The sequence below is a fragment of the Arthrobacter sp. TmtSoilC51 genome (genome assembly GCF_055388015.1).
Genome location: NZ_AP035877.1, coordinates 1,573,227 through 1,599,599 on the forward strand (window position 1 = coordinate 1,573,227; position 26,373 = coordinate 1,599,599).

Below are 26,373 nucleotides of genomic sequence, written 5' to 3' on the forward strand. Positions count from 1 at the left end.
TCCGGAAGCCGTCATGTCTTACCGGCATATCGGCGGTGGCGCCGTCGAGTTGCGCACCACCAATTGCGGCGTGAGGCGTTCGTCGGCGATGGGGGCGTCGGGATTATTGAGCCGGTCCAGGGCGACTGCGCCGGCAATCCGCCCCAATTCAACAGCGTGCAAATCCACGGACGTGAGGTCAATGCCGTGCAGGCGGGCGGTCCTGGAATTGTCATAGCCCACCAGCGATAAATCTTCGGGAACCGAGAGCCCGCGGGCATAAGCGGCTTCGCGGGCCCCCAACGCCAACTGGTCGTTATGGGTGAAGATCGCAGTCGGCCGATCGGACTGGTTCAGCATCTGTGCGGCCGCCCGCTGTCCCGCATCCTGTGTGAAGTCTTCTGCCGCGACCGTCTGTGGTGAGAGTCCGGCGTCGTGCATTGTCTGTTCGTAACTCTGGCGGCGGACGACGTGGCCGTCGTACACCGGCCCGGACAGATGGGCGATGCGCGTATGCCCCAGGCTGAGAAGGTGCCTGGTTGCCGCCCGCGCCCCCGCGGAATCATCCGAGTACACACTGTCCACACCGGGTACCGGCCGGGTCACACTGACCAGCGGGACGATCCGGGCCATCTCTTGCACGTGTTCGTCCGAGTCCAGCAGCGTCGCGGCGATGATAATCCCAACACGGGCCTCAATCAGCGATTCCAGCGCACCGGAGTCCACGCCGTCCACGGACCGCGAAACGCTCAAGATCAGCCGGTTGCTGTCTTGGGGGAGTGCGGTCCGGACGCCGCTGAGGACATCGGCGTAGATTTCGTTGCGGATATCAAGCAGATAAAGCCCGACGGCGGAGCGGTGCTTGCGTGCCAGATCGGCGGCTACGGCGTTGGGCCGGTACCCGAGACGCTTGGCTGCCTCGAAGATGGCCTCCTTGGTCTCATGGCTGACGCCGGGCGCGCCGCGGAAAGCGAAAGACACCAGGGTCCGGGAGACGCCCACCGCACGCGCGACGTCGCTTTGCGTGGCAGGGCGGGGCTGAGGGTCAAGAGCCATAGTCCATCCTCCCACGGGCAAGAGAGACAAATTCGTCATTTGTTAGTTTGACCTTACATTTAGACCTTTCGCGCGTTAGTCTGTATTCAGCGCGGGCGAGTATGGCCCGCAACACACTGACAAAGGAGTCCAGATGTCTGCTACGCAAACGCAGAGCAAAGGAACCGGCAATGCCACCCTCCCTCCGCTAACAAATGGCCCGCACCGTAAGCGGCTGGGTCTTGTTGCCCTGGTGGCTACGTTCGGGGGCCTGCTCTTCGGCTATGACACTGGTGTCATCAACGGCGCGCTGAGGCCAATGACAGCCGACCTCGCACTGACACCGCTGACGGAAGGGATCGTCACCAGTTCGCTGTTGTTTGGCGCAGCTGCCGGAGCAGTCGGCGGTGGCCGCCTCTCAGATAGCTGGGGCCGTAGGAAGACGATCATCCTCCTGGCCGTGCTGTTCCTCGTAGGTACGCTGGCCTGTGTTTCAGCGCCAAGCTTCGAGGTAATGGTCATGGGGCGCGTCATCCTTGGCCTCGCCGTAGGTGGTGCGTCCACCGTGGTTCCCGTCTTCCTTGCCGAGTTGGCGCCTTACGAAATCCGCGGTTCCCTGGCTGGGCGCAACGAACTCATGATCGTCATCGGCCAGCTGGCTGCGTTCGTTGTCAACGCCATCATCGGCAACGTCTGGGGCGAGGTCGGCGGGGTCTGGCGCATTATGCTCGCTGTTGCCGCACTGCCTGCCATCGCGCTGTTCTTTGGCATGCTGCGGATGCCGGAGTCTCCGCGCTGGCTTATCTCGAAGGGCAGGAACCCGGAAGCCTTGGCTGTGCTCAAGACCATTCGCTCCGACGAGCGGGCCGAAGCAGAAATGGCGGACGTGAAGCACCTCGCGGACGAAGAAAGGGCATCGAGGGCTACATCATGGGGCGCACTGAAGGACAAGTGGATCCTGCGCATCATTCTTGTAGGCATTGGGCTGGGCGTCGCCCAACAGCTGACGGGCATCAACTCGATCATGTACTACGGCCAATCCGTACTCGTTGAGGCCGGATTCGACTCCAATGCCGCGCTGATCGCCAACATCGCGCCCGGTGTGATCGCCGTCGTCGGTGGTGTCATAGCTTTGACGTTGATGCAGCGCGTCAACCGCCGCACAACACTGCTCCTCGGCTTCACCTTGACCACGGTCTGCCACTTCCTCATCGGCATCGCGTCGATCGTCCTTCCGGTGGGCAACGCGGCCAGGCCGTTCGTGATCCTCGTCCTGGTGGTTGCGTTCGTGGGATCGATGCAGACGTTCCTGAACATTGCGGTGTGGGTGATGCTGTCCGAGATCTTCCCGCTGCACGTCCGCGGCTTCGCCATTGGCCTGTCCGTCTTCTGCCTTTGGATCGCAAACGCGCTTCTGGGTCTCTTCTTCCCCACACTTGTGGCCGGGATGGGGATCACGGGAACGTTCTTCCTGTTTGGTGTTGTGGGCATCCTCGCTCTGGTGTTCATCTACACCCAGGTCCCGGAAACCCGTGGACGTACGCTGGAGGCCCTGGAAGAGGACGTGACAACTGGCGCCATCTACCTGGTGCACAAAAGCTAGTCATCTGCACAGGCCGACGGGGCGTTAGGATTCCGTCAAGATTCTCCGGTGTCCCCCGATGCCCGGTGTTGCTGGTGTTAGCGTCGCCATATCACGAAACGGTTCACGGGAGGTGCTTATGACCAGCATGAGCCGGCCACCGGCAGATCCCTCCACGCCCCGCCCGTCTGTCCGGGTCCGGTTCAGGACTTGGCTGCTGTTCGGTCTCCAGGACTCCAAAGGGTCCCACCAAGGGCCCGGCGGCCTGCGCTCGGCGCAAGAGAAGACGCATTCGTGGTGGCGGGTTATGTGCCTGACAGGCGTAGATTACTTCTCCACCTTGGGGTATCAGCCCGCCATCGCGGCCTTGGCTGCCGGCGTGATTTCACCTCTGGCCACACTCATCCTGGTCGCCGTTACGTTGTTGGGAGCATTACCTGTGTACCGGCGCGTGGCTGCGGAAAGCCACCGGGGCGAGGGATCGATCGCCATGCTGGAGCGCATGTTGCCCCGTTGGGGTGGCAAGCTCTTCGTTCTGGTCCTGCTCGGGTTTGCCGCCACGGACTTCATGATCACCATGACGCTCTCAGCCGCTGACGCCACCGCCCACCTCGTTGAGAACCCATTTGTGCCTGGCTGGTTCCACGGCCAGAACGTCACCATCACACTCATTCTGCTTGCATTGCTTGCTGCAGTTTTCCTGCGGGGATTCAAGGAAGCAATCGGCGTTGCCGTGGTCCTGGTTGCGATTTATCTCGCCTTGAATGTTGTGGTGGTGGCAACCACAATGTTCGAGGTATTGACGCACCCGTCTGCGGTCGCGGATTGGTGGACAGCGCTGACAACATCCCACGGCAACCCGTTCGTGGCTGTCGGGATCGCGCTGTTGGTGTTCCCAAAGCTCGCGCTGGGTTTGTCCGGCTTCGAAACCGGCGTGGCTGTGATGCCCCAAATCAAGGGCCACGAATCGGATACCGAGGCGCATCCGGCCGGGCGGATAGAGGGTGCCCGACGATTGCTGACCACAGCGGCCGTGATCATGAGTTCGTTCCTTATCACCAGCAGTTTCACCACCGTGGTGCTCATCCCCGAGAAGGAATTCCAGCCCGGCGGCGCGGCCAACGGCCGGGCCCTCGCCCTCCTGGCCCATGAACACCTTGGGCCCTCCTTCGGCACCGTCTACGACCTAAGTACTATCGCCATCCTGTGGTTCGCGGGTGCCTCGGCCATGGCAGGATTGCTGAACCTCGTTCCCCGCTACCTGCCCCGGTTCGGCATGGCCCCTGAATGGGCCAAGGCCGTGCGTCCTTTGGTGCTGGTATTTGCCGTCATCGCATTCCTGGTCACGTTGCTGTTTGATGCCAACGTTGACGCGCAGGGCGGGGCGTACGCAACCGGCGTGCTGGTGCTGATGACGTCCGCTGCCGTAGCAGTGACGCTTTCGGCAAATAGGCGGAAACAGGCAAAACGCACGGCCGCCTTCGGGATCATCGCATTCGTATTCATCTACACCACAGTCGCCAATATCATTGAACGGCCCGAAGGCATCAGGATCGCGGGATTCTTCATTCTTGGCATCATTGTCATCTCGCTGCTCTCGCGCGTGATGCGGTCCTTCGAACTGCATGCAACGCACGTCAGTTTCGACCAGCAGGCCATCGAGTTCGTCACAGCCGCAGAGGACGGACCCATTGGTATCATCTCCCACGAACCACTCCGGCAAACAGCCAAGGCTTACCGGGCAAAGCTCGACTCCGCCATGGCAGTGAGCCACTTGCCGGATGATTACCAGGCGCTGTTCCTGGAAGTGGTGGTGGATGATTCCTCGGACTTCGAAACTGCCCTGGAAGTCAGGGGCGTTGTCCGGCACGGTTACAGGATCCTGGAGGTTCACGCTCCAGCTGTGCCGAACACGATCGCGTCCGTCCTCCTTCACATCCGGGACATCACGGGGCTGATGCCACACATCTATTTCCGTTGGACCGAAGGCAATCCGCTGCTCAACCTTCTCCGTTTCCTCTTCCTCGGTGAAGGCGAGATCGCCCCTGTCACACGTGAAGTGCTGCGCCAGGCAGAACCGGACGTCACCAGGCGGCCCTGGGTCCACGTCGGTTAATCAAGGACTTCCTGTGCTGCTCAGCAAGGCTGCGTAGCCCGCAGGGCAGCCGATTCCGGAAAACCTAGGCCCGCAGCCGGTACCCGCGCTTCACGACGGTTTCCACGAGCTTGCCGTCCGGAAGCGAAGAGCGGAGGCGGCTGACGGTCATGTCCAAGGCGTGCACGGAACCACGGAGGTCCAGGAGATCCGAGAGCGCTTCACGGGACAGCACGGCACCACCGGCGCCGAGCAGGGCCCGGAGCAGCAGGAGCGGGGCTGGCGCAAGATCAATCACTTCGCCATTGATCCGCAGGCAGCGCCCACGGAGTTCAATGGTGGCGCTCTTGGTTTCCAGGCGGCGCACGTGATTCAAAGACAGGTGCTCCGTCACCAGGCGGATCAGTGCGCCCATGCGGTACCGGTCGGGAATGAGTGGCGTCAGCCCGGCGTCGACCAGTGGCTGTGCGGTGACCGGCCCAACGGCGGCAACCGTCACAGGACCCTTCAGCGCCTCGATGAGCTGACGGTACAGGCCCATCTCGTGCGCGGTGCTCCACATTGCGTCCACTGCGGGGGCGCTGGTGAAGGTCAGGACGTCAAGATTGCCGTTGCACACAGCCTCGATCAGGCGCGGCAGTTTGTCCTCGCCGTCGGGCTTAACCCAGCGGTACGGCGTCACGGTCAGCACGGTGGCGCCGGACATGCGGAGGCGCTCCAGCTGGCGAACATCGGTGTAGCCGTGCAGCTGCACGGCCACGGTCTTGCCGCGGACGCCTTCCGCCAGAAGCATGTCCACGAGTGTCGCCGTGGTTTCGTCACTGCTGATTCCGACGTCGGCAAGGCCGGCCGCCCGGACGGCACCGCGGGCCTTGGGCCCCCGAACGAACATGCGGCAGGCCGAGAGCGTTTCGAGGAGTTGCTCGCCAATACCGAACGAGTCCGCGGCCTCGCACCAGCGGCGCATGCCGTAGGCCGTTGTGGCGATGCAGATATCAGGCTTGGCGGCGATAATGGTGCGGGTGTCCTCGATGAGGACCATGTCCTCCTGCACGGGGGCGATCTTCAGGGCGGGGGCATGGAGCACGCTCGCACCGCGGCGTTCCAAGGCCTCGATGAGGTCCCTGGAACGGCGGTGCGAAGTAACGCCGATGCGAAACCCGTCCAGTGGCGCGTCGGTAGCTTCTGAAACGTCCGTGGCGGTTGTGACGTCTTGGATTTCAAGGGCACGTGCAACAGTCATTGATTTACTTTCAGGCTTCAAGGAGCGAAGCCGCGAGTCGGCTCAGTTCAGCGGATGCTTCGGCATGATTACGGTTGGCTTCAGCCACCCGGACCACCTCGCCTATGACCAGCACGGCCGGGTTGCTGCAACCGGTGGCTGCCGTTTCGATCGTACCCAGATCGGCGATGGTGGTGCGCTGGCCCGGGCGGTAGCCGCGCTCCACCACGGCCATCGGCATGTCGGCCTGCATGCCAGCGCGGCGCAGGCCGGCGGCAAGCTGCGGGAGGGTTCCGATGCCCATGAGAACCACGATCGTGCCGCCGAGTCCTGCAAGGTGCGTGTGTTCCTTCTCGGTCAGGGGCGCGTGTCCGGAAACCACCGTGAACATGTGGCTGACCTCGCGGTGCGTTACCGGAATTCCCGCTGCGGCAGGAACGGAGATAGCACTCGTGACGCCGGAGATCACGCGGACGGGAACGCCAGCGGCAACACAGGCGGCCACTTCTTCGCCGCCGCGGCCAAAGACGTACGGATCGCCGCCCTTGAGCCGGACCACGTTCTTGCCCAAAAGTGCAGCTTCGACCATCAGTTTCTCGATGTCCCGCTGCGTGACCTTGTGGTGCCCGGGCTGCTTTCCAACGTCCACCAACTCGCCGGACGTCAGGTCTGCGAGCTCCTGGTAAGGAGCAAGGCGATCGTAAAACACGACGTCGGCATCCCGCAGGGCGTCCACGGCACCAACCGTGAGGAGATCCAAGGCGCCGGGGCCTCCGCCCACCAGGGTTACCTGGCCTTCAGCGCCGGGCGCAGGCTCAAAGGCAACCGGGATCCCGGCACCGCTGCAACGCTCCACCAATGGCTCCCAGCCGGCGTCGCCGTCGTCGACGACTGCTACCAGGAACGGACGCTCAGGGAGCGGTCCGTCGCCAGGTGCGCCAACAGGTGTGCTGAGACGGAACACGTTGGCACCCGCACCCTGGTAGCGGCGCACCGCTTGGCGCGCGGCTTTTTCGGATCCGGTGACGAGGACGTCGCGGCCTGTGAGATCAATGGTGAGCTGCATGGGGACCCCTAATTCTCTGCGCCGACGGCTGCGCTGCGGACCGGGATGGTGGAGGCGATGAGTACGCCGCCCTTTTCTTCGTTCGTGGCGGGGCGGATCTGGCCGCGCTCCGGAACGAAGGAGATGGACTCGTCCTTCTGGTTGGGGGCGTTGACGAAGGAACGGAAACGGCGGAGGCGCTCCGGGTCCTTCAGGGTCTCAGCCCACTCGTCCTCGTAGGTATCGATGTGCTTGGCCATGGCCGCTTCAAGCTCCTCGGCAATGCCAAGTGAGTCGTGGACCACTACCTCCTCAACGTGCTTGATGCCGCCGTCGAGTTCTTCCTGCCAACGCGCGGTGCGCTGCAGGCGGTCGGCGGTGCGGATGTAGTACATGAGGTAGCGGTCGATGTACTTCAGCAGTGTTTCGTCATCCAAGTCCTTGGCGAGCAGCTGGGCGTGTGCCGGCGTAGCTCCACCGTTGCCGCCGACGTACAGGTTCCAGCCATCAGCCGTGGCAATGACGCCGACGTCCTTGCCGCGGGCCTCGGCGCATTCGCGGGCACAACCGGAAACACCCATCTTCAGCTTGTGCGGGCTGCGCAGGCCGCGATAGCGCAGTTCCAGGGCAATGGCCATGGCCACGGAATCCTGGACACCGAAACGGCACCACGTGGATCCAACACAGGACTTCACGGTGCGCAGGCTCTTGCCGTAGGCCTGGCCGGACTCGAAGCCGGCGTCAACCAGTTCCTTCCAGATGTCCGGGAGCTGCTCGAGGCGGGCACCGAACATATCGATGCGCTGGCCACCGGTGATCTTGGTGTACAGGTTGTACTTTTCGGCGACTGCTGCGATGACGCCGAGACCCTTGGGGGTGATTTCGCCACCGGCGATGCGCGGAACTACCGAGTAGGTGCCGTCCTTCTGCATGTTCGCGAGGGCGCGGTCATTCGTGTCCTGCAGGGACCCTCGGCCGGCATCCAGGACGTAGGCGGAGTGCTGGCTGGCCAAGATGGAGGCGATGGTCGGCTTGCAGATATCGCAACCGGCACCCGTGCCGTACTTGGCCATGATCTCCTCGAAGGAGGTAAGTTCCAGGACGCGGATAGCGTCGAACAGTTCCTGGCGGGACAGGCTGATGTGCTCGCACAGGGCCTTGGAAACCTCAATGCCGGACTTCTTCAGTTCGCCTTCAAGGAGCTTCTTCAGCATGGGGACGCAGGAACCACACTGGGTACCTGCACGGGTGCAACCCTTGAGCTCGCCGAGCTCCTGCACTGGAGCGTTGCCATCGCAGGCGCCGCAACCGTTGATGGTATCGCGAATGGTTCCGGCGGATACGTTGTTGCAAGAGCACAGGATTGCATCGTCCGGCAGCTCGGTTTCCGGAGCCTCGCCTCCACCGGCAGCGCTCAGGAAGGCGCCGGGCTCGGCGGGCAGTTCGCGGCCCAGGAGCGGGCGCAGGCTCATGTACGGGGAAGCATCGCCGACGAAGATGCCGCCCAGGAGGGTCTTTGCATCGTCAGTGGTGACGATCTTCTGGTAAACGCCGCGGGCGGGGTCGGCATAGACGATTTCGAGGGAGTGCTCGGTTCGCGCGAAGGCATCACCGAAGCTCGCCACATCCACGCCGGACAACTTCAGCTTGGTGGCGGTATCGAAACCGGGGAAGGTTGCTTCGCCGCCGTGCAGGCGGTCGGCCACAATCTCGGCCATGGTGTTTGCCGGTGCAACGAGGCCCAGGCACATGCCTTCGAAGTTGGCCACTTCACCGATGGCCCAGATACCGTCCACCTCGGTGGCACAGAAATCGTTGATCACCACGCCGCCGCGCTGGCCCAGGCTGAACAGCTGCTCTTCGCCCTCAGCTGCGCGGAAGAGGTCGTCGCGTGGCTTCACACCGATAGCGACGATCACGAGGTCCGCATCAATGGTGCGGCCGTCTGCCATCAGGACTCCGGTGACCTGGCCGTCGTCGTCCGTCAGTACTTCGGACGGGAAGACGCCGCCGTGGACCTCGAAGCCCTTCGCCTCGATCAGGCGGCCAAGTGCCTGGCCGGCGCCTTCATCCAGCTGAGTGTTCATGAGCCACGGTGCACCGTTGATGACGATCGGCGTGGCACCCAGCTGCTCGGTGCCTGCGGCGGATTCAAGGCCCAGCAGGCCACCACCGATGGTGACAGCGTTAACCTTGCGGCCCAGTTTTTCGCGAAGCTCTGCAATGGCCTTGTTAATGGCCCAAACGTCCTCGAGCGTGCGGTACACGTGGGTGTGCTCGGAACCAGGGATCGGGAGCCGGGCTGCATCCGAACCCGAGGCAACCACCAGGTGGTCGTATTCGTACTTGTTGCCGGCGGCAGTGAGGACACTCTTGGCAACGGAGTCGATCTTGACTGCGCGCTCGCCGGTCTTCAGCGTCAGAGCCTCGTGCTCCCACATGGCAGCATCGCCCAGGGTGAGGTCTACGTCGGTTTCCGTCAGGGCCTTGCTCAACGCAACGCGGTCGTAGGGAAGGTGCGCCTCTTCGGTCAGCACCGTAACCTGCCAGCCTTCAAGACCGCGGTTGTACATGGCGTCGGCGAAACGGTGGGCCGCAGGGCCGCCTCCGACGACAACGATGCGGCGCGGGTTCTCTGTACTTGAAGTGTGTCCGGTCACTGGTGGGCCTTTCGCAGATGTTGCAGACGGATCTCCGCAACTTGTGCTTTCAGCCTACGGACGGGCAGTTTCGCTTCAGTTTCCCTTTTGTTTCGTGATCTTAACTTCTGCATCACGAACGCATTTCGCCATGTGTGAGGTCTCTTTTACGCACCGGACACAAATGCGGACCCCCGATGAAACACCCGCGCCCTAGCTTTGAAGAGTGGCCGCAAGCGTGGCCCGGTCCGGGGGAGTGCAGGTGGAAATTGCCAGCGCCCGGACACAGTGAGAGGGGCTGAAATGACCGTAATTCTGGACCGTGCCGACGAACTGACTACTGCCGCCGTTGGCGAATGGCACCGTGTGTGCCCGGTGGACGAACTCGAAGTGGCCTGGGGCGAAGCGGCACTCATCGATGGCCGGCAGGTAGCGCTGTTCCGCATCGCACCCGGCGAAGTCTTCGCAGTCGCACAGCAGGACCCGGCGACATTGGCCAACGTCATGGCCCGCGGCATCATCGGATCCCGCGGGAGCCGGCCGACCATCGCGTCGCCGCTGCACAAAGAGGTCTACGACCTCGAAACCGGTGAGTGCTTCACCGACCCTGACCTCAAGCTCGCAACCTTTGCCACCCGCCTTGTGGATGGCTTCATCGAGGTTGAACTCTAAGAGCCTGCCTCTATAAGCCCAATGCCTCGCGGACATCCCCGAGGACTTCGTCCAGGGATGTCCGCGCTGCTTGGCGTGCAGCGGGAAGCTCCGCCGCGGACTCCACGGCCTGGATGACCTCCACGTAGCATTTGAGCTTTGGTTCCGTGCCGCTGGGCCGGATGATCACGCGGCTCTGGTCCCGTGTGAGATACAAAAGCCCGTCCGTAGGCGGCAACGCTTCGCTGCCCTCGGCGAGGTCAGTGAAAACCTCGACGGCGGACCCTCCAAACGCTTCAGGCGGGTTGACCCGCAAGCGGTTCATCATGGCATCCAGGAGCCCCAGATCAGCCACCCGGATGCTCAACTGGTCACTCGCATGAAGCCCGTGCACCAGGTAGAGCTCATCCAGGGTGTCGAAGATCGTCTTGCCCCCGGCCTTTGCGGTTGCCGCCAATTCCGCGATCAGCACTGCCGCTGAGATGCCGTCCTTGTCCCGGACCAGGTCCGGCGCCACGCAATAACCCAAGGCTTCCTCGTACCCGTAGGTGAGGCCCGGTACCCGCGAAATCCACTTGAAGCCCGTGAGAGTTTCCTCGTGTGCATACCCCGCAGTAGCCGCGATCCGGGACAACAGCCGTGAGGAAACGATCGAGTTGGCGAAGACGCCTGCCCTGGGTTCTTCGCCTGCGCCTGCGGCCATGCGGGCAACGATATGAGCGCCCAGCAGCGCACCCACTTCGTCGCCACGCAGCATCCGCCACGCCCCCGTAGCGGGGTCCAAAGCAGCGACGGCCGCCCGATCGGCGTCGGGGTCGTTCGCCAAAACAATGTCCGCACCCAAGCTGCCGGCAGCCTCCAACGCCAGGTCCAGTGCGCCGGGCTCTTCCGGGTTGGGGAACGCGACCGTGGGGAAATCCGGGTCCGGCTCGGCCTGTTCCGCCACAAGCGTGACGTCCGCGAAACCGGCTGCGTTCAGGACAGCCACCGCAGTCTCACCGCCCACGCCGTGCATGGGTGTCAGGACGATCTTCAGGTCCCGGGCGGGGAAGTGCTCTGCATCCACCAGGCCTGCCATGGCGGCTTGGTAGTCAGTGGCGATGGAGGTGGGCAGTACAGTCCAGCCGTCTTCTGCAAGCGTGATCGACTCCAACGCGCCCACGGACTCGATCTTCGCCGCAATCTGCGCATCGTACGGGGCCACGATCTGCGAACCCCTGCCACTCTCGTTCACGGCGTGCCGCCCAAGATAAACCTTGTAGCCGTTGTCCTGCGGCGGATTATGGCTGGCAGTGACCATGACGCCGCCATCGCAATCCAGAGCCCTGACCGCATAGGCGAGCAACGGCGTCGGGAGTGCGGCGGGCATCAGGAAGGTTTCGATCCCGGCGGCGGTGAAGATCGCAGCCGTCTCTTCCGCGAAAATGTCCGAGTTGTACCGGGCGTCAAAACCCACGACGGCGCGTGGCCGGGTACCCGGCGCAACTGCGGCCACGGTTTCATTCAGGAAGTCCGCCAAGCCCGCCGCTGCCCGGCGCACCACCACCCGGTTCATCCGGTTGGGACCCGGGCCGAGAGCCGCACGAAGGCCGGCGGTGCCAAACTGCAGGGTGCCGTTGAAGCTGTCGCCCAGTTCCTGGACTGCTCCCGCATCACCGCTGCTGGCGAGGTCGGTGAGCTCAAGAAGGGCAGCCGACGTCGCCGGGTCGGGGTCGTGGGAAGCCCAATCGCGGGCGTCGGTGATCAGCTGGTTAAAGTCGGCATCGCTTGATGTCATAGGGACAAAACTATCCTCATTGCCCACATCAAAGGCAACGCGGGGTCAGATATGGCCCATAAATCTGGTCGCAATGGGCCGTATCTGACCCCTCGTTGCCTTAAAGGGAGTGGGAGCGGACGGTGAAGTCCGTGTCCCCGTCCATGCTGAACACCGAAGATCCCGTGTTGTCCCAATCCGGGAAGAAGATGTCCGAAATAACGGCCGCCCCATCCTGGGCGAAGACCTCCACCGACGAGGAATCCAGGAGGATGTGCAGGCGGACCCGGCTATCGCGGCCGGAGGAGGGCAGCGCAACCTCGTGGTAAGGGCTGAATTTCTCGGAGAAATTGCTGGTCCCTGCCTTGGAACGGTCCACCCTTACAGTGCGCTTTTCCTTGTTATAGGAAATGCGCAGTCCAGCCTTGCCATCGGCGGATTGACGGAGGAGGACGCCTGCCTCCCGCGCCGAGGTAAGGTCCATTTCCAGCTCGATCAGCTGTGTACGGCCGGCGAAGTCACTGCCAAGATCCCTGTTAGGATCCTGCAGATCAGGACCGATGGTGAGGTTTTTGCTCTTCATCTCACCAGCGGAGCCTTCGAGCGTCTCCTTTGCCACGGCGGCAATGGCTGATCGCAACTCAAGCCGCTTCTGGCCCCGGACCAATGTGAGTTCGCGGGGGATGGCCATGGACCCGCGCCACGGCGTGGTGGGAACGTCTTGGGCGTAGTCCCAATTGCCCATCCAGCCAAGGAGCACGGGCTTGCCGCCGGGTGCTCCCGAGATGGAGTTTGCCGCGTAGTAGTCGGCGCCATGGTCCAGCCACTGGGATTCGGTGAGCGGGGCATCGGCGCGTGCGGCGTTTTCGGCCGTGAAGCGGGTGCCGTCGAATTCGCCCACGAAGTACTGCATGCCTGAGCCTCCGGCGATGCCACCTGGGTTGATGCTCAGCAGCATGACCCACTTCTTCGCGGTGGAGTCCTCTACATCCATCTGGACGAGTTCTGGCACCTCCCAGAGCCCGCCCTGGGCGCCGACCCCCGAGAAATCACTGAGGTAGTCCCAATGGAGAAGGTCCGTGGATTTGAACATCTTCACAACCTGGGCGTCCGCTACCACGGTAGTCATCACCCAGTACCGGCCAGGCTCGTACCAGGTGATCTTGGGGTCGCGGAAGTTGTTGTTGGTGGGCGCCAGGTTCAGGACCGGGTTGCCCTTGTACTTCTGCCAGGTGCTTCCCTTATCCAGGCTGAAAGCCACGGACTGTGCCTGGGCACCTTGGGGGAGGGCGCCGTTCTTCCCATATGCGCTGGTATAGAGGGCCACCATGGGCGGGTACTCTGCGGACCCCAGCCCGGACGCGTTGTTCTTGTCCATCACGATCGAACCCGAGAAGATTTCCTCCTGCGGGCTCGCCTCCATGGCAACAGGCTGCTGTTCCCAGTGCACCAAGTCCTTGCTGGTGGAGTGGCCCCAGGACATGTTGCCCCACGAGTTTCCGCGAGGGTTGTACTGGTAGAAAGCGTGGTAGGTCCCGTCGTGGTACACGAGGCCGTTGGGATCGTTGAGCCAGTTCTTTTCAGCAGTCAGGTGCGCTGCGGGTCGCCACGGATCGGAAGCGGACGGCCGGTGCCCGCCCGGGGCGAGGGGCCGCGTCGGGCTTTCCGGTGCAGGAGTGCAAGCTGCGGCGGAAAAGGCGACGACGACGGCGGCGCTCGCCGCAAGCAGGTGACGGCGGGAAAGGCGGGGATTGGGGTAAGTCATGGGGAGAGATCCTGGGGTTGGGGAGTGGCGGGGGTGCAGGCCCTTGTGGAGCCCGCACCCCCGCCGTGGCCTTATGGCCGGGGGTGTTGCGGCCTACTTGTAGAGGCCTTCGCCGCCCACGCGGAGGTTGGTGGGCAGGTAGCCGAACGGGCCGAGGCCGTACTTGCCGAAGCTGCGGTCAACCTGCGTCACGCCACCCTGGAAGTTCATCTTCACGGTGGGGGACAGGGAGCCGCCGCGGACGCCGTCCACGTTGTCGATGAACGACTGGACGAGGCCGCCAGGCTGTACGTAGTGCGAGTAAGCCTGGAACTGACGACCGTTCTGGCGCGGGTCCGGACCCTCCGGCGCGTTGGCCGGCATGTTCAGGTCCGTGGGGGAGCCCAGGGCCAGGCCGCTGTTGTTCACCGGCTGGAAGTCGGAGCGAACGCCGTTGCCCACAAAGCCGTAGACGCCGTCGGGGCCGCGCATGCCATCCGCGTAGGTGAACTGGTGGCTGATGGTGAACAGGTAGTACTTGTTCTTGCCGTTTTCGTTCTGGATGTAGATCTGCGGACGCTCAGTCTGGTCGTTGACGCAGTTGGCGGACAGGATCGGGGGCAGGAAGCTCCACTTGGTGAGGTCCTTGTTGTCGGCCACTGCCAGTCCAACATTTGCGGTCTGGTACCAGGCGCCCGTGGTGGTGTTGACCTGGTTCACGGTCTCGGCGTGAGGATCGCCCGGACGGTAGCCGAGGTCTTCCTGCTTGCACTTGTAGTCGCCGCGCGTGCCACCGGTGTTGCCCTCGAAGACCATGAAGGTCTTGCCCGGGTGCGCCGGGTCCGCGAAGGTGTACGGGTCACGGAAAGCGAAGCCCGGGTTCTGGGCCTTGTTCTGGTACATCTTTCCGTCCGGTTCCAGCAGCTTGGTGTGCTGGAAGCCGTCGAAGGTCACGCCGTCCTGGTTGGCGTGGATGTTGCCCAGTGCCTTGGCAATGACAGCGTCCGGAGCGATGCCGCCGCCGCCTGCGTTGCGCTCAGCGACGTCGTAGAACGTGGTGGCCGTGTAGAAGACGTTGATCTTGTTGCCCTGCATGAGGCGCGTGGAGCCGGACCATTCCGTGTTGCCGATGGACGTGTTGTCCAGGAACAGGTGTCCGCCGTAGTTCCACTTGTCCTTGGCCGGATCAGCGTTGGTCTTGCGGAAGAAGTACCCGATCCGGGCGTTCCAGTGGCGCTGGTCGAAGCCGTAGCCGGCGTGGCGGTCCGCAACCAGGGAGAAGATGACGTCCCAGCCCTTGTAGCTGATCTGGTTCGCGTTCTCGTCTGTCAGGGACCACGTGTCCCACACCCAGACGTCGTCGTTCATGGCGGGGAAGTCCTTGGGGATTTCCGGCATGGTGACGTCGGGGCTCATGGAGTTCTGGCCGGGAGCAACGTTGGTGTTGCTCTGTGCCATGATCTGCTTGGCGTCTGCCCGGGTCCACTTGGACGTGAAGTCGGCCGCTGGGTCGTAGGCCTCTTGCGTGTGGACGCTGGGCAGTGGGAAGCCGGGCGTGGGTGCCGGCATGGTGCTCGACGGCGGGTCGGCCGGCAGGTTGGCCTGCGCAGCCGGCGTCACCAGCAGGATGCTGCCGGCCACGCTGGCTGCGGCTGCGAGGGCGGCTGCCTGTCGCAGCCGGCGGCGCGGCCGTTGAAGGGTTGAGTGCGTGTTCATGCTTGCTCTTCTCGCGGAGTGTTGGACTTCGTGGAGTGGGGCGCATGCCCTGATCCCCGTTAAGGGGCTCGCTACTACGGCGTCCGCTCGATCCGCTTGAAGGCGTCTTCGAAGGACGCCATCGTTTCGAGGTGCAGCGGTCCCTTGTGGGGTTCTCGCTGCGGTGGCTCCGGCACGTCGACTTACCGGAACGACTCCCACGCTAGACGGGCTTCGCGGGACAAATCAAAGCGCGTTTCGGATGCCAAAACGGGTTGTCAGACATGTGTATGCAAGCGCTTACATTCCCAATGCGCGCGCGTGCCACGAGTTCGAAGCAGAATCAAATGTTTCGTGAAAAAGCAGATTTATTCTGAGAATTTGCTGTGTGTTTACTTTTGAAATGGTTCAAGCGCCAGGGGCCGATGAGGCCTACTGGCGGGTAGTGAAGGCCGCTGGCCGAGCCTTCAAATGTCCAATCGATGGACGTAAAATGTGGTAGCGACTCCGGAGCCACCAGGGTTTACCGGATCCCGCCTGTTGTGAGCTGGTGCAGCATGTGTGAGTTACCAAAGCGGCGTTGGCGGTCCTCCCTGACTCCCGTGCGGCTGGTCCTCGCGATCCTCGCCTTGGCAGCGATCGTGGCGGGCTGGCTGGTTCCGGATCTTTTGTCCGCCCTCCCCATTGGCGCAGGCCTGTTGACCTTGGCCGTTGCCGTCCTCATGCCTGCGATCAGGGAAATCGAACTCGGTGCATCGCCCAGCATCAAACTCGCGCCCGCCCTCAAAGACCGCGAAGACGAACTTCGCAGTGTCTTCGAACGGCAAAGGGGGGACATGGAGTATTGTGCCCACTTGCTCTGCGACAACCCGGAAACTGCTCGCCGCCTGCTGGAGGCGGCGTGGTCCCAGTGCACCAACGCCTGGAAGGGGCCGGTGACGCCCCAGTTGCGTGTCTACACACTGTGCGTCTTCGTCGAACTCCTGAAGAAACACGAACACTGGCTCCAGAGCCGTGATGGCCAGAAGAAGAAGCGAAAGGCCAGCCAGAGTCCGCTGGCGCGGTTGCCGTACGACGAGAGGGTCGCCGTCGTACTTCATGTCTTCGCAAATCTGACCGTTGGCGAGATTGCCGGGATGACTGATCGTCCGGCCCTGGAAGTGGGCAAATCATTGGCGGCCGCCGAAGAGAAAACCAACCGCCTGGCGTTGGAAGAAGGCCGGCCGTGAGGGACGCCGTGCGGGAGCGGTTGTTGTCGGAGGCCGCGCTCCATGCCAGGACCCATCCCGCCGACCTGGAGCGTGCCCTGAATGAAGGAATGTCCACTGTTCGGCGAAGGCTGGTCCGGACCTGGGTGGTGGTGATCGCTGCCGCGGTGCTCGTGACAGCCGGGTTGGTGGCGGTCCGCATGCTCCTTGACAGGCCACCCGTAGTGCTGGAGTCCATCGCTGTGAGCGCACCCACCAGCTCGCTCCTCCCCGAGGCCGTCCTTCAGCTGTCGGCCGAAGCAACCTACAGCGACGGCTCACGGAGTCCGCTGCAGGACGGCGTCGAGTGGGCCTCGGACAACCTTGCTGTGGCCGGAATCACCGCTGATGGCCAGGCGACGGCGGTCGCGCCCGGCGTCGCCGGCCTGACAGCAACGGTCGACGGCGTCTCCGGACGCTTCGAGCTCAAGGTCACCACGCCGGGAACGGCCTCGCTGACGGCCCTGCGCATCACTCCAGGCGATGCCGAGGCCAGCCCTGGAGGCAAAGTGCCGCTCGTCGCCGAGGGAACATACAGCGATGGTTCACTCGGGAAGCTAAACGTCACTGCTGTTTGGGAGTCCCGCAATCCTGACATAGCGAGCGTGGACGGTGATGGCCTGGTCACTGCTGTAGCGCCGGGCACAGCCACCATCTCGGCCTCCCAGGACGGGTTCCAGGCCACTGCGCGCATCACTGTCACCACGCCACCACCGGCAAAGCTCTCCGGTTTGGCCATCGAGCCCGCCGAACTGACCATCAAGCAAGGGCAGTCCCACCAATTGGCTGCAATTGCCTCGTACACGGATGGGTCCACCAAACCCGAATCCAACGTGACCTGGTCCACCAGCAACCCGAAGGTCGCAACAGTCTCGGCCTCCGGGCTCCTGACCGCGCGGGGCCTGGGGCAAGTGCTGATCGAAGCCAAGCACGTGGACGCTGATGGGAAGGAATGGAAAGCTCAATCGAAGGTGACGGTGGAGCATGCGGTGATTGCCGTCGTCGTGGGTCCTGCTGGCCCGCACGCAGTCGAACCGGGCGCCACCGTCCAACTGACCGCCACTGTCACGTACAGCGACGGCAAATCCGGGAAGCCCGTCATTACCTGGGCGTCAAGCCGCCCGATCATCGCCTCCGTCAGCAATGGCTTGGTACGGGGAGGCCCCGTGCAAGGCCAGGCAACCATCACAGCCACAGTGGACGGCGTGTCCAGCAACGGGGTAGTGGTCAGCGTTGGTCCAACGATTCCCACCCAAGGGCCGGTAAAGGGCTAACAAGCCTTTAGAGCTTCGCGATGATCTCCGCAAGCAACGTCGAAATACGTTTGCCAGCCGCTTGGCCGGCTTCGAGGACCTCGGCGTGGCTTAGCGGAACCGGGCTGATGCCCGCGGCAAGGTTGGTGACCAGCGAGATGCCGAAGACCTCCATGCCTGCATGGCGTCCGGCGATGGCTTCCAAAGCCGTGGACATTCCCACGAGGTCCGCGCCGATGCGCTTGGCGTACTGGACCTCGGCAGGCGTCTCGTAGTGAGGACCACTGAACTGGGCGTAGACGCCCTCCTGCAGTGAGGGATCCACCTCGCGGGCCAGCTGCCGGACGCGTGAAGAGTAGAGGTCCGTGAGGTCCACGAAAGTGGCGCCCTCAAGCGGGGACGTGGCGGTCAGATTGATGTGGTCGCTGATGAGTACAGGCGTGCCGGGAGTCCAGTCCTCGTTGAGGCCACCGCAGCCATTGGTGAGGACCAGCGTCTTGCAGCCCGCGGCTGCGGCAGTGCGCACGCCATGGACTACGGACCGGACACCCTTGCCTTCGTAGTAGTGCGTCCTGGCTCCAAGGACCAAAGCGCGCTTGCCTTCCTTGGTCAGGACCGAACGGATGGTTCCAACATGGCCCACAACGGAGGGTTGATGGAAACCAGGAACTTCCGAGGCATTCAGGGTGGCGGTGGTTTCGCCAATGAGATCGGCAGCCTCGGCCCATCCGGAACCGAGCACCAAGGCTACGTCGTGGGACTCAACGCCAGTTTCGACGGCAATGAGGTCCGCGGCTGCCCGGGCAGCTTCGAAGGGGTCTGTGTTCATCAGCTCAGTGTTACTCACTGGTACAAGCTACCCTGCGTGTGCAGCAATTCGGTAGGGACCGGTTCGACGCCGGCGGGTGAGGCTTGGCTGACTGGCAGCCTGCCGTGCAATGAGCGAGAATTGAGAATTGTGACCACCCAAGTTGACTTCAGTTCCCCCCGTATCGCGATTCTGGGAGGTGGTCCCGGAGGATATGAAGCCGCCATGGTGGCCGCTTCCCTCGGCGCAAAAGTCACCATCATCGAGCGTGCGGGCCTTGGCGGCTCCGCCGTGCTGACCGACGTCGTGCCTTCCAAAACCCTTATTGCCACCGCCGACCTCATGACCCGCGTAGGTGAGGCGGACGAGTTGGGCGTCAAGTTCGACGGCGACGGTGGAGGGTCCAAACCGCGCGCTGACCTCAAGCACATCAACGATCGCGTCCTGGATCTCGCCCGTGGACAGTCCCACGACATCCGTGCGGGGCTGGAGCGCCTCGGCGTGGAGATCGTGATCGGTTCCGGCAAGTTGCTGGATAACAACACCATCGAGGTCCTGACCCTTGAAGGCGTCCGGACCATCGACGCAGATGCCATCCTCCTCGCGGTGGGCGCACACCCGCGCGAGCTCCCTACAGCCAAGCCCGACGGCGAACGCATCCTCAACTGGGCCCAGATCTACAACCTCGACGAATTGCCCGAGGAACTGATCGTGGTGGGCTCCGGTGTCACCGGCGCCGAGTTCGCCTCCGCGTACAACGGCCTCGGCTCCAAGGTCACCCTGATTTCCAGCCGTGACCAGGTCCTGCCCGGCGAGGACACGGACGCTGCCAAGTTGCTGGAAGGCGTGTTCGAGCGCCGCGGCGTTCGGGTCTTGTCCCGGTCCCGCGCAAACGCAGTTGAGCGGACCGACGACGGCGTGAAGGTCACCCTGGGTGATGGATCGGTAGTCACGGGCTCACACTGCCTGGTATGTGTTGGTTCCATCCCCAACACCGCAGGAATTGGGCTTGAGGAAGCCGGCGTGACGCTGACGGAGTCCGGACATATCAAAGTGGACGGTGTTTCCCGCACCACTGCTCCCAACATTTACGCAGCCGGCGACTGCACGGGTGTCTTCGCTCTCGCATCCGTAGCTGCCATGCAGGGCCGCATCGCGATTGCGCACTTCATGGGCGACGGCGTGAAGCCGCTCAAGCTCAACCAGGTGGCGTCCAACATCTTCACCTCCCCGGAAATCGCGTCCGTGGGCGTGTCCGAGGCAGACCTGGCCTCCGGGAAGTACCAGGGCGACGTCGTGATGCTCTCGCTGCTCAGCAACGCCCGCGCCAAGATGCGTAACACCAAGGATGGCTTCGTCAAGATCATCGCCCGCAAGGGCTCCGGCACTGTGATCGGTGGCGTGGTGGTTGGCCCCAACGCTTCCGAGCTCATCTTCCCGATCTCCGTGGCGGTGACGCAGAAGCTGCACGTTGACGACGTCGCGAGTGCTTTCACGGTGTACCCGTCACTGACCGGGTCCATCTCGGAGGCAGCGCGGCGCTTGCACGTGCACATGTAGTTCTTGCTCCTGCGGCGCTTCCTACGTTTGGAGGGCCGCAATGGCTTCGGGCAAGGGCATGAGCAACGCGGCACCGTGACCCGGCAGGATCACGTTGGCTTGGACGGTGTTCAGTGAGCGTGCCGCTGCGAGGGCGGTCTCCGGATCCGAGTGGTACATCCGGTGCAGCATCTGGGGCCCGGACTTTGTGCTGATCGGATGGCCGCTGACGAACGAGTCGCCTACGGCGATGGCCTGCGCCCCGGGGAGCAGTAAAGCAGCGTTGCCTGGGGTATGCCCGGGCAAGAGGATAGCTTCCGGCTGGCCGGGCAGGCTCCGGAGCCTGTCCTCGTCCCATGCCTCGGCACCCGTTGCAGGCTCGGCTTGGAGCGCTTTCGCTTTGATGACGTGGAGCAGCCAGCGGAAAACGCGGGGACGCCAAGCCCGGACAATGACCTGGCCGAACGTGACCTGATGCTTTTCCTTGCCCTGAACGTGTGCCAATTCCTCCGGAGCACAGAGGATGGGCGTGCCAAACGTTCGCGAGAAATACGCTGCGGAGCCCGTGTGGTCCACGTGGCCATGGGTGATGAGCATGGCTTTGGCATCGGCGGGATCCAGACCGAGCCCCTTGACCGATCCGAGGACCAGGTCACGGTCGGCGGGGTATCCGCCGTCGATCAGTAGGAAGCCCGTGCCATCCCGGACAATGACCCAGTTGGACGCGGGCCCCTCAACAAAATGGACGCCGGTCGCGGGTTCGGATACCTTCACTCGGGAATTCTAAACCAGCGAGTTCGCCGGAAAGCTGCGAGACCGCCGATCAGGACCGGACGATTTCGCAGCTGTCCCGCGAATTGGGTGCTCACGCGGCCTCAGGCGGCAGCCGCTTGGAAATGTTTTTCGATGAGCCCCTTGATGTCCTCGTGGCATCCGCCGCACCCTGTGCCTGCACGGGTGGCCTTGGAGACCTCCCCAACAGTGCTGCAGCCTTCCAGCACGGAATCCTCAATGCTTGCCGCGCTGACGCCAGCACAACGGCACACGGTGCGCTGGGGATCGTTGCTGGTAGCGCCGGAATCCAACTGGTCCGGGCCGTCCAAGCGGAGCAAGAGTGAGCGGTCTGCGGGAAGTTCGGAGGCCCGTTCGAAAAGGACTACGAGCTCTGCAGCGGTACGGGGCATGCCCACGGCTACCAGGCCCTCCAGCACACCGCCGCGAGTTGTCATCTTGACGTAGCGGCCGTGCTCAGGATCGGCCCACTGGGAGATCTGTCGGCGCGCCCGACCAGAAGCGGCCCCGGCCTCGAGCAGCTCTTCGTCCCACGGATCGGCTTGGTTATCGCCGGCAACGGCCAGGTTGATGCCCCGTGCTTTCAGGACTACAACGCCCGGCTTTTCTGTGGGCAGGCCTTCAAGCGCATCCGCGGCTTCCTGGCCGTCCCGTGCCAGGACCACCAAATATTCAGCCAGCCATTCGGCCTGTCGCCAGCCGGGGCCTACCAATCCGGAGGGGCCAGTGGCTGTCCGGCAATCGAGGCAGGCAGCGTCAGGGCAACGCACCTCGGCACAGTCGCCGATCGCGAACATGTGGGGCTCGTGGTAGGTCCGGAGATGGTGGTCCACCAGGATCCCAGCGCCGGTGGGAAGGCCACAGCCTTCAGCCAGCTCGATCCGGGGGCGGACGCCGCAGGAGAGGACCAGCAGGTCGCCGTCGATCGCCGAGCCGTCTTCCAGCAGCAGAGCGGAGAAACTTCCTCCGGGTCCAGCGGTTTCCACACCTGTGGACCTCGCGTTGCCGGCCATCCGTACGCCGCCGGAACGGAGGCTGCTGGTGAGGACCGATCCGCTGCCACGGTCAATGCTCCTGCCCAAAGGGAAGGGTCCGTTGTGGACCACCGTTGCCTGGGCGCCTTCCTCCGCGGCGGCGAGGGCAGTTTCCAAGCCAAGCACGCCACCGCCCAGGACCACCACGCGCTTGCCGCCAGCTACGGCTTCACGGAGCACTGCTGCATCGCGAAGATCGCGCAGGGCAGTGACGCCTGCCGGTAGCACCGGGCCATTGGGATCCGGGTTCAACCCGGTGAGGTTGGGAATGACCGGGCGGGAGCCGGTGGCAAACACCAGGCGGTCGTAGTGTTCATTGGTGCCATCGGAGAGAACCACGTGTTGGCGTGCGCGGTCGATCCTCTTGACCTTGACACCCAACCGGACGTCAACGCCGTCGGCCTCCAGTTCAGCGGCGTCAGCCATGGCCAAAGCTTCAGGAGTGGTCCGCCCGACGCCGAGTTCGGCAACCATCACGCGGTTGTAAGCGGCCTCAGCTTCCTGTCCGACAACGAGCATCTGTACGAGCCCGCTCCGGACGGCAGGAAGCAGCTCATCCACCAGCCGTGCAGCAACCGGGCCGAATCCAACAACAACAATGCGCTCGCTCATGATGCCTCCTTGGCGTGCAAGGGCAGCCCCGTGCCGGCAGGGACAGCGGTCGGGGCCGCTGAAACCTCCGTGGAGGCTGCCCGCCGGACCCATACCCGGCTGGTCTTGAATTCCGGCATGCCGGAAATGGGATCGGTGACCGCCTCGGTGAGACGGTTGGCGTTTTCCTGGCCCGGGAAATGGAACGGCAGGAAGACGGTGTCCGGGCGGACCGAATTGCTCAGTTCCGCCCGGCAGAGGACCTCGCCGCGCTGGTTGGTCACGGTTGCGTAATCGCCGTCGGCAATGCCACGTGCCGCTGCCGTGCCAGGGTGGATCAGGAGCTTGGCCTGCGGCTGGGAAGCCAGCAGCTCGCTCACGCGGCGCGTCTGGGCGCCGGACTGGTAGTGCTCCAGAAGCCTGCCGGTTGCCAGCGCCAGCGAATCGTCCGCGAACGAACGAACGGCCCGCTTGGAGGGCGTCACCGGGACCATCACGGCCCGGCCATCGGCATGGGCAAATCCGTCGGCAAAGAGTCGCGGCGTCCCGGTGCTGCCCACCGGGTAGGGCCAGTAGGCTGCCTCGCCGCGGTCCAGCATGGCGTAGTCGATGCCCGAGTAGTCAGCCAGGCCGCCTGCAGAGGCAAGCCTGAGCTCTTCGAACACTGTCTCGGGGTCATCACTGAACGTGGAGGGTGCTTCCAGCATCTCGGCGAGCCGGGCCATGAGCCACAGTTCGTTGCGAACACCCGGGGGAGGGGTGAGTGCCCGGCGGCGGCGGATGACGCGGCCCTCGAGGTTGGTCAGCGTCCCTTCTTCCTCCGCCCACTGCGTCACGGGTAGGACGAGGTCGGCTTCGGCCGCGGTCTCGGACATGAAGAAGTCGCAGACCACCAGGAAATCAAGGCTGCGCAGTCCCTGTGTAACCGCGTTCGTGTCCGGCGCCGAAACCACCACGTTGGCGCCGTGCACGAAGAGGCAACGGACGCCGTCGGGCTTTCCCAGGGACTTGAGGAGTTCGACGGCGGGAAGGCCGGCTCCGGGGATCAGCGACTCGTCGACGCCCCAAACTTTGGCGACGTGGGCGCGTGCAGCGGGGTCGGTGATCTTGCGGTAGCCCGGGAGCTGATCGGCCTTCTGGCCGTGCTCGCGGCCGCCCTGGCCGTTGCCCTGGCCCGTGAGAGTGCCGTAGCCGCTGCGCGCCGAGCCGGGCAAGCCCAGGAGGAGGCTGAGGTTGATGGCCGCGGTGGCTGTGTCCGTACCATCCACGTGCTGTTCCACGCCGCGGCCGCTGAGGATGTAGCTGCCGCCATTGCGGGCACCCTGTGCCAGCCGGCGGGCGGTTTCGCGGATAAGGGTGGCCGGGACGCCGGTGATGGACTGGACGCGCTCGGGCCAGAAGGCGTTGAGGCTGCGGACGACGGAAGCATAGCCCTTGGTGTTTGCCTCGATAAAGCCGGTGTCTGCCAGGCCTTCGTGGACAACAACGTGGCTGATGCCCAAAAGGAGGGCCAAATCTGTGCCGGGCGTCGGCTGGAGGTGGATACCGCCGCCGTCGCCCGTAAAGGCTGCAGTAGCCGAACGGCGGGGGTCCACCACGATCAGCCCGCCGGCGTCGCGTGCGCCCTGGAGGTGCTGGACAAACGGAGGCATGGTCTCGGCGACGTTGGAGCCGAGCATGAGGATCACGGACGCGGAGTCCAGGTCCGTGACGGGGAAGGGGAGGCCGCGGTCGACGCCGAAGGCGCGGTTGCCGGCGGCGGCAGCCGAAGACATGCAGAACCGGCCGTTGTAATCGATGCGTGAGGTGCGCAGTGCCAGCCGGGCGAACTTGCCCAGCATGTACGCCTTCTCGTTGGTGAGGCCGCCACCACCGAAAACTCCGACGGCGTCGTTTCCGTACTGTTTCTGTGTGTCCTTCACGGCAGCGGTGATCAGCAGGAGCGCCTGGTCCCAGGAGATCGGCTGGTGGACGCCGTCGGATCCTTTGAGCATCGGTTCGGTGACGCGGCCGTTGTGACGCAACAACGACGCCGATGTCCAGCCTTTGCGGCACAGCCCGCCCCGGTTTGTGGGAAAGTCGCGCCCGGAAACTTCAAGGGGTACGGCAGCTTCCAGGGGCAAAGCGGGGCTGGCCGGTTCTGCGGCAGGCGCGGGCGCCGACCCCGGCTGTGCAGCCGGGGTCAGCGTCATGGCGCACTGGAGCGCGCAGTACGGGCAGTGGGTATCGGCGCCGTTGGGCATCTAGATGTGTCCGATCGTGTTGCGCTTCTGGGCGGGGCGGATGTAGCAGACCCAGCAGACGGTGAGCATCAGGACGTAGGCTCCAACGAATCCATAGAACGCCGGGGTGTAGGAGCCGCTTGCTGTGTTCGATGCGTTGAGCACCTGGGGGATCACGAATCCGCCGTAGGCACCGATCGCCGAGATCAGTCCCAGTGAGGAGGACGCCAGCCGAGCCGTGGTGGCGCTGGGGGCGCCTGCTCGGGCTGCCCGGCTGGAGGTCGCGAAGATCACTGGGATCATGCGGTAGGTTGCACCGTTACCGAATCCGCTGGCTACGAAGAGCAGCAGGAACAGGCTCAGGAAGAGCCAGAAGTTCTTCAGCGGGAGGGTCCAGATCATGGTCAACGTGATCACGGCCATCGAAGCGAACGACGTAATGGTCATCCGGGCACCGCCCATGCGGTCTGCCATGCGTCCGCCGTAGGGACGGGCCAGGGAACCGACCAGCGGGCCGAGGAATGCCAGGGACAAGGCCACTGCACCGACGTGGATGGAGGAGAAATCGGGGAAGTAGTCCTTGATCAGCTTCGGGAAGACGCCGGCGAAGCCGATGAACGAACCGAACGTACCGATGTAAAGGAATGCCATGATCCACAGGTGGGGTTCTTTGAGGGCCGCGACGGATCCGGCCACATCACCCTTGGCGCTGGTGAGGTTGTTCATGTACTTCCAGGCACCGAAAGCGGCGATCAGGATCAGCGGGATCCAGATGATGCCGGCCATGGGCAGGTTGACGGTTCCAGCTGCAAGCAGGGTGATGGCGATGGGAACCACAAGCTGCGCGACGGCGGCACCGAGGTTTCCGCCCGCGGCGTTCAGCCCCAGTGCCCAGCCCTTTTCGCGGGCCGGGTAGAAGAAGGTGATGTTGGCCATCGAGCTGGCGAAGTTGCCTCCACCGAAGCCGGCCAGGGCTGCCACCAGGAGCATGACACCGAAAGGCGTCTCCGGGTTGGAAACACAGATCGCCAGGCCGCTGGCGGGAATCAGAAGGAGCAGTGCCGAAACGATGGTCCAGTTGCGGCCACCGAACTTCGGCACCATGAAGGTGTAGGGGATGCGGAGCGTGGCGCCTACAAGGCTGGGGATGGAGATGAGCCAGAAGATCTGGTTGGTATCGAACTTGAAACCTGCTGCGGGGAGCTGGACGACAACGATCGACCAGAGCTGCCATACGACAAATCCGAGGAATTCGGCGAAGATCGACCAGTACAGGTTTCGCTTGGCGATGGACCGGCCTTCGGCTTCCCACTGGCCCTTGTCCTCGGCATCCCAGTTGGCGATCCAGCGGCCGGGGCGGTGTTCAAGGGTGGGAACGGCGGTAGCAGTGGACTGGGTGGGGGCCAGTTCTTCTGCAGTGCGGTCAACAGTCACGGAGTGCCTC

Annotated in this window: 18 protein-coding genes; 6 read left to right on the forward strand and 12 right to left on the reverse strand. The window is 63.8% G+C overall.

The features are described 5' to 3' along the window. Positions 1-18: 18 nt before the first annotated feature. Positions 19-1,035 (reverse strand): LacI family DNA-binding transcriptional regulator, encoded by a 1,017-nt coding sequence (locus ACZ5G6_RS07245; protein ID WP_498690443.1) that lies wholly within the window; start codon positions 1,033-1,035, stop codon positions 19-21. 133 nt (positions 1,036-1,168) lie between these two features. Here ACZ5G6_RS07245 and ACZ5G6_RS07250 point away from each other — a divergent pair, with 133 nt between their 5' ends. Further along, complete coding sequence (locus tag ACZ5G6_RS07250; protein WP_498690445.1) at positions 1,169-2,617, forward strand: sugar porter family MFS transporter; 1,449 nt, start codon at positions 1,169-1,171, stop codon at positions 2,615-2,617. 118 nt (positions 2,618-2,735) lie between these two features. Next, positions 2,736-4,712 carry an APC family permease gene (locus ACZ5G6_RS07255; RefSeq protein ID WP_498690446.1) on the forward strand — a complete coding sequence of 659 codons (1,977 nt, stop codon included), beginning with the start codon at positions 2,736-2,738 and terminating at the stop codon, positions 4,710-4,712. 64 nt (positions 4,713-4,776) lie between these two features. Here the strand turns inward: ACZ5G6_RS07255 and ACZ5G6_RS07260 are convergent, their stop codons facing one another. From ACZ5G6_RS07260 to nirB, 3 genes are read right to left on the reverse strand one after another with little or no spacing between them, the layout of a single operon-like run. Continuing rightward, the gene (locus tag ACZ5G6_RS07260) at positions 4,777-5,934 is read right to left on the reverse strand and encodes a uroporphyrinogen-III synthase (RefSeq protein WP_223936398.1); all 1,158 of its coding nucleotides are present in this window, start codon (positions 5,932-5,934) and stop codon (positions 4,777-4,779) included. 10 nt (positions 5,935-5,944) lie between these two features. Then, the gene (gene cobA, locus ACZ5G6_RS07265) at positions 5,945-6,979 is read right to left on the reverse strand and encodes a uroporphyrinogen-III C-methyltransferase (protein ID WP_498690448.1); all 1,035 of its coding nucleotides are present in this window, start codon (positions 6,977-6,979) and stop codon (positions 5,945-5,947) included. An 8-nt stretch (positions 6,980-6,987) separates the two neighbouring features. Further along, a complete protein-coding gene (gene nirB / locus ACZ5G6_RS07270; protein WP_498690450.1) occupies positions 6,988-9,618 on the reverse strand; it encodes a nitrite reductase large subunit NirB in 2,631 nt (876 codons plus the stop codon). Between the two features lie 282 nt (positions 9,619-9,900). Between nirB and nirD the strand changes: the two genes are divergently transcribed. After that, on the forward strand, positions 9,901-10,269 hold the full coding sequence (gene nirD, locus ACZ5G6_RS07275; protein WP_223936401.1) for a nitrite reductase small subunit NirD: 369 nt from the start codon (positions 9,901-9,903) through the stop codon (positions 10,267-10,269). Positions 10,270-10,279: 10 nt separating this feature from the next. Here the strand turns inward: nirD and ACZ5G6_RS07280 are convergent, their stop codons facing one another. From ACZ5G6_RS07280 to ACZ5G6_RS07290, 3 genes are all read right to left on the reverse strand, one after another. Continuing rightward, positions 10,280-12,025: a phospho-sugar mutase gene (locus ACZ5G6_RS07280; RefSeq protein WP_498690452.1), complete on the reverse strand. Its 1,746-nt coding sequence runs from the start codon at positions 12,023-12,025 to the stop codon at positions 10,280-10,282. A gap of 100 nt (positions 12,026-12,125) precedes the next feature. Further along, on the reverse strand, positions 12,126-13,769 hold the full coding sequence (locus ACZ5G6_RS07285; RefSeq protein WP_498690454.1) for a glycoside hydrolase family 32 protein: 1,644 nt from the start codon (positions 13,767-13,769) through the stop codon (positions 12,126-12,128). A gap of 93 nt (positions 13,770-13,862) precedes the next feature. Further along, positions 13,863-15,464 (reverse strand): glycoside hydrolase family 68 protein, encoded by a 1,602-nt coding sequence (locus ACZ5G6_RS07290; protein WP_498690456.1) that lies wholly within the window; start codon positions 15,462-15,464, stop codon positions 13,863-13,865. Between the two features lie 536 nt (positions 15,465-16,000). On the opposite strand from ACZ5G6_RS07290, the gene ACZ5G6_RS07295 reads away from it, so the two are divergent. After that, positions 16,001-16,672 carry a hypothetical protein gene (locus tag ACZ5G6_RS07295; protein WP_223936405.1) on the forward strand — a complete coding sequence of 224 codons (672 nt, stop codon included), beginning with the start codon at positions 16,001-16,003 and terminating at the stop codon, positions 16,670-16,672. Further along, positions 16,669-17,964: an Ig-like domain-containing protein gene (locus tag ACZ5G6_RS07300; protein ID WP_223936406.1), complete on the forward strand. Its 1,296-nt coding sequence runs from the start codon at positions 16,669-16,671 to the stop codon at positions 17,962-17,964. The genes ACZ5G6_RS07295 and ACZ5G6_RS07300 overlap by 4 nt, the downstream gene beginning before the upstream one ends. A gap of 7 nt (positions 17,965-17,971) precedes the next feature. Here ACZ5G6_RS07300 and ACZ5G6_RS07305 read toward each other — a convergent pair whose 3' ends face one another. Further along, entirely contained in the window at positions 17,972-18,772 is an 801-nt protein-coding gene (locus tag ACZ5G6_RS07305; protein WP_498691793.1) for a purine-nucleoside phosphorylase, read from the reverse strand. Positions 18,773-18,901: 129 nt separating this feature from the next. Here ACZ5G6_RS07305 and ACZ5G6_RS07310 point away from each other — a divergent pair, with 129 nt between their 5' ends. Continuing rightward, entirely contained in the window at positions 18,902-20,311 is a 1,410-nt protein-coding gene (locus tag ACZ5G6_RS07310) for an NAD(P)H-quinone dehydrogenase (protein ID WP_223936408.1), read from the forward strand. A gap of 21 nt (positions 20,312-20,332) precedes the next feature. Here the strand turns inward: ACZ5G6_RS07310 and ACZ5G6_RS07315 are convergent, their stop codons facing one another. From ACZ5G6_RS07315 to ACZ5G6_RS07330, 4 genes are all read right to left on the reverse strand, one after another. Further along, positions 20,333-21,064, reverse strand: coding sequence for an MBL fold metallo-hydrolase (locus ACZ5G6_RS07315; RefSeq protein ID WP_498690461.1), 732 nt, complete (start codon positions 21,062-21,064; stop codon positions 20,333-20,335). A gap of 101 nt (positions 21,065-21,165) precedes the next feature. Beyond that, entirely contained in the window at positions 21,166-22,728 is a 1,563-nt protein-coding gene (locus ACZ5G6_RS07320; protein ID WP_498690463.1) for an FAD-dependent oxidoreductase, read from the reverse strand. Further along, the gene (locus ACZ5G6_RS07325) at positions 22,725-24,950 is read right to left on the reverse strand and encodes a molybdopterin oxidoreductase family protein (protein ID WP_498690465.1); all 2,226 of its coding nucleotides are present in this window, start codon (positions 24,948-24,950) and stop codon (positions 22,725-22,727) included. The genes ACZ5G6_RS07320 and ACZ5G6_RS07325 overlap by 4 nt, the downstream gene beginning before the upstream one ends. Next, positions 24,951-26,363 (reverse strand): MFS transporter, encoded by a 1,413-nt coding sequence (locus ACZ5G6_RS07330; RefSeq protein WP_498690467.1) that lies wholly within the window; start codon positions 26,361-26,363, stop codon positions 24,951-24,953. Positions 26,364-26,373 lie beyond the last annotated feature (10 nt).

What these genes read in the sequence shown, in the direction of transcription:
- ACZ5G6_RS07285 (WP_498690454.1), bottom strand. Translation starts at nt 13,769, where the DNA reads ATGACTTACCCCAATCCCCGCCTTTCCCGCCGTCACCTGCTTGCGGCG.
- ACZ5G6_RS07320 (WP_498690463.1), bottom strand. Translation starts at nt 22,728, where the DNA reads ATGAGCGAGCGCATTGTTGTTGTTGGATTCGGCCCGGTTGCTGCACGG.
- ACZ5G6_RS07280 (WP_498690452.1), bottom strand. Translation starts at nt 12,025, where the DNA reads ATGACATCAAGCGATGCCGACTTTAACCAGCTGATCACCGACGCCCGC.
- nirD (WP_223936401.1), top strand. Translation starts at nt 9,901, where the DNA reads ATGACCGTAATTCTGGACCGTGCCGACGAACTGACTACTGCCGCCGTT.
- ACZ5G6_RS07290 (WP_498690456.1), bottom strand. Translation starts at nt 15,464, where the DNA reads ATGAACACGCACTCAACCCTTCAACGGCCGCGCCGCCGGCTGCGACAG.
- cobA (WP_498690448.1), bottom strand. Translation starts at nt 6,979, where the DNA reads ATGCAGCTCACCATTGATCTCACAGGCCGCGACGTCCTCGTCACCGGA.
- ACZ5G6_RS07305 (WP_498691793.1), bottom strand. Translation starts at nt 18,772, where the DNA reads ATGAACACAGACCCCTTCGAAGCTGCCCGGGCAGCCGCGGACCTCATT.
- ACZ5G6_RS07250 (WP_498690445.1), top strand. Translation starts at nt 1,169, where the DNA reads ATGTCTGCTACGCAAACGCAGAGCAAAGGAACCGGCAATGCCACCCTC.
- ACZ5G6_RS07325 (WP_498690465.1), bottom strand. Translation starts at nt 24,950, where the DNA reads ATGCCCAACGGCGCCGATACCCACTGCCCGTACTGCGCGCTCCAGTGC.
- ACZ5G6_RS07255 (WP_498690446.1), top strand. Translation starts at nt 2,736, where the DNA reads ATGACCAGCATGAGCCGGCCACCGGCAGATCCCTCCACGCCCCGCCCG.
- ACZ5G6_RS07245 (WP_498690443.1), bottom strand. Translation starts at nt 1,035, where the DNA reads ATGGCTCTTGACCCTCAGCCCCGCCCTGCCACGCAAAGCGACGTCGCG.
- ACZ5G6_RS07260 (WP_223936398.1), bottom strand. Translation starts at nt 5,934, where the DNA reads ATGACTGTTGCACGTGCCCTTGAAATCCAAGACGTCACAACCGCCACG.
- ACZ5G6_RS07295 (WP_223936405.1), top strand. Translation starts at nt 16,001, where the DNA reads ATGTGTGAGTTACCAAAGCGGCGTTGGCGGTCCTCCCTGACTCCCGTG.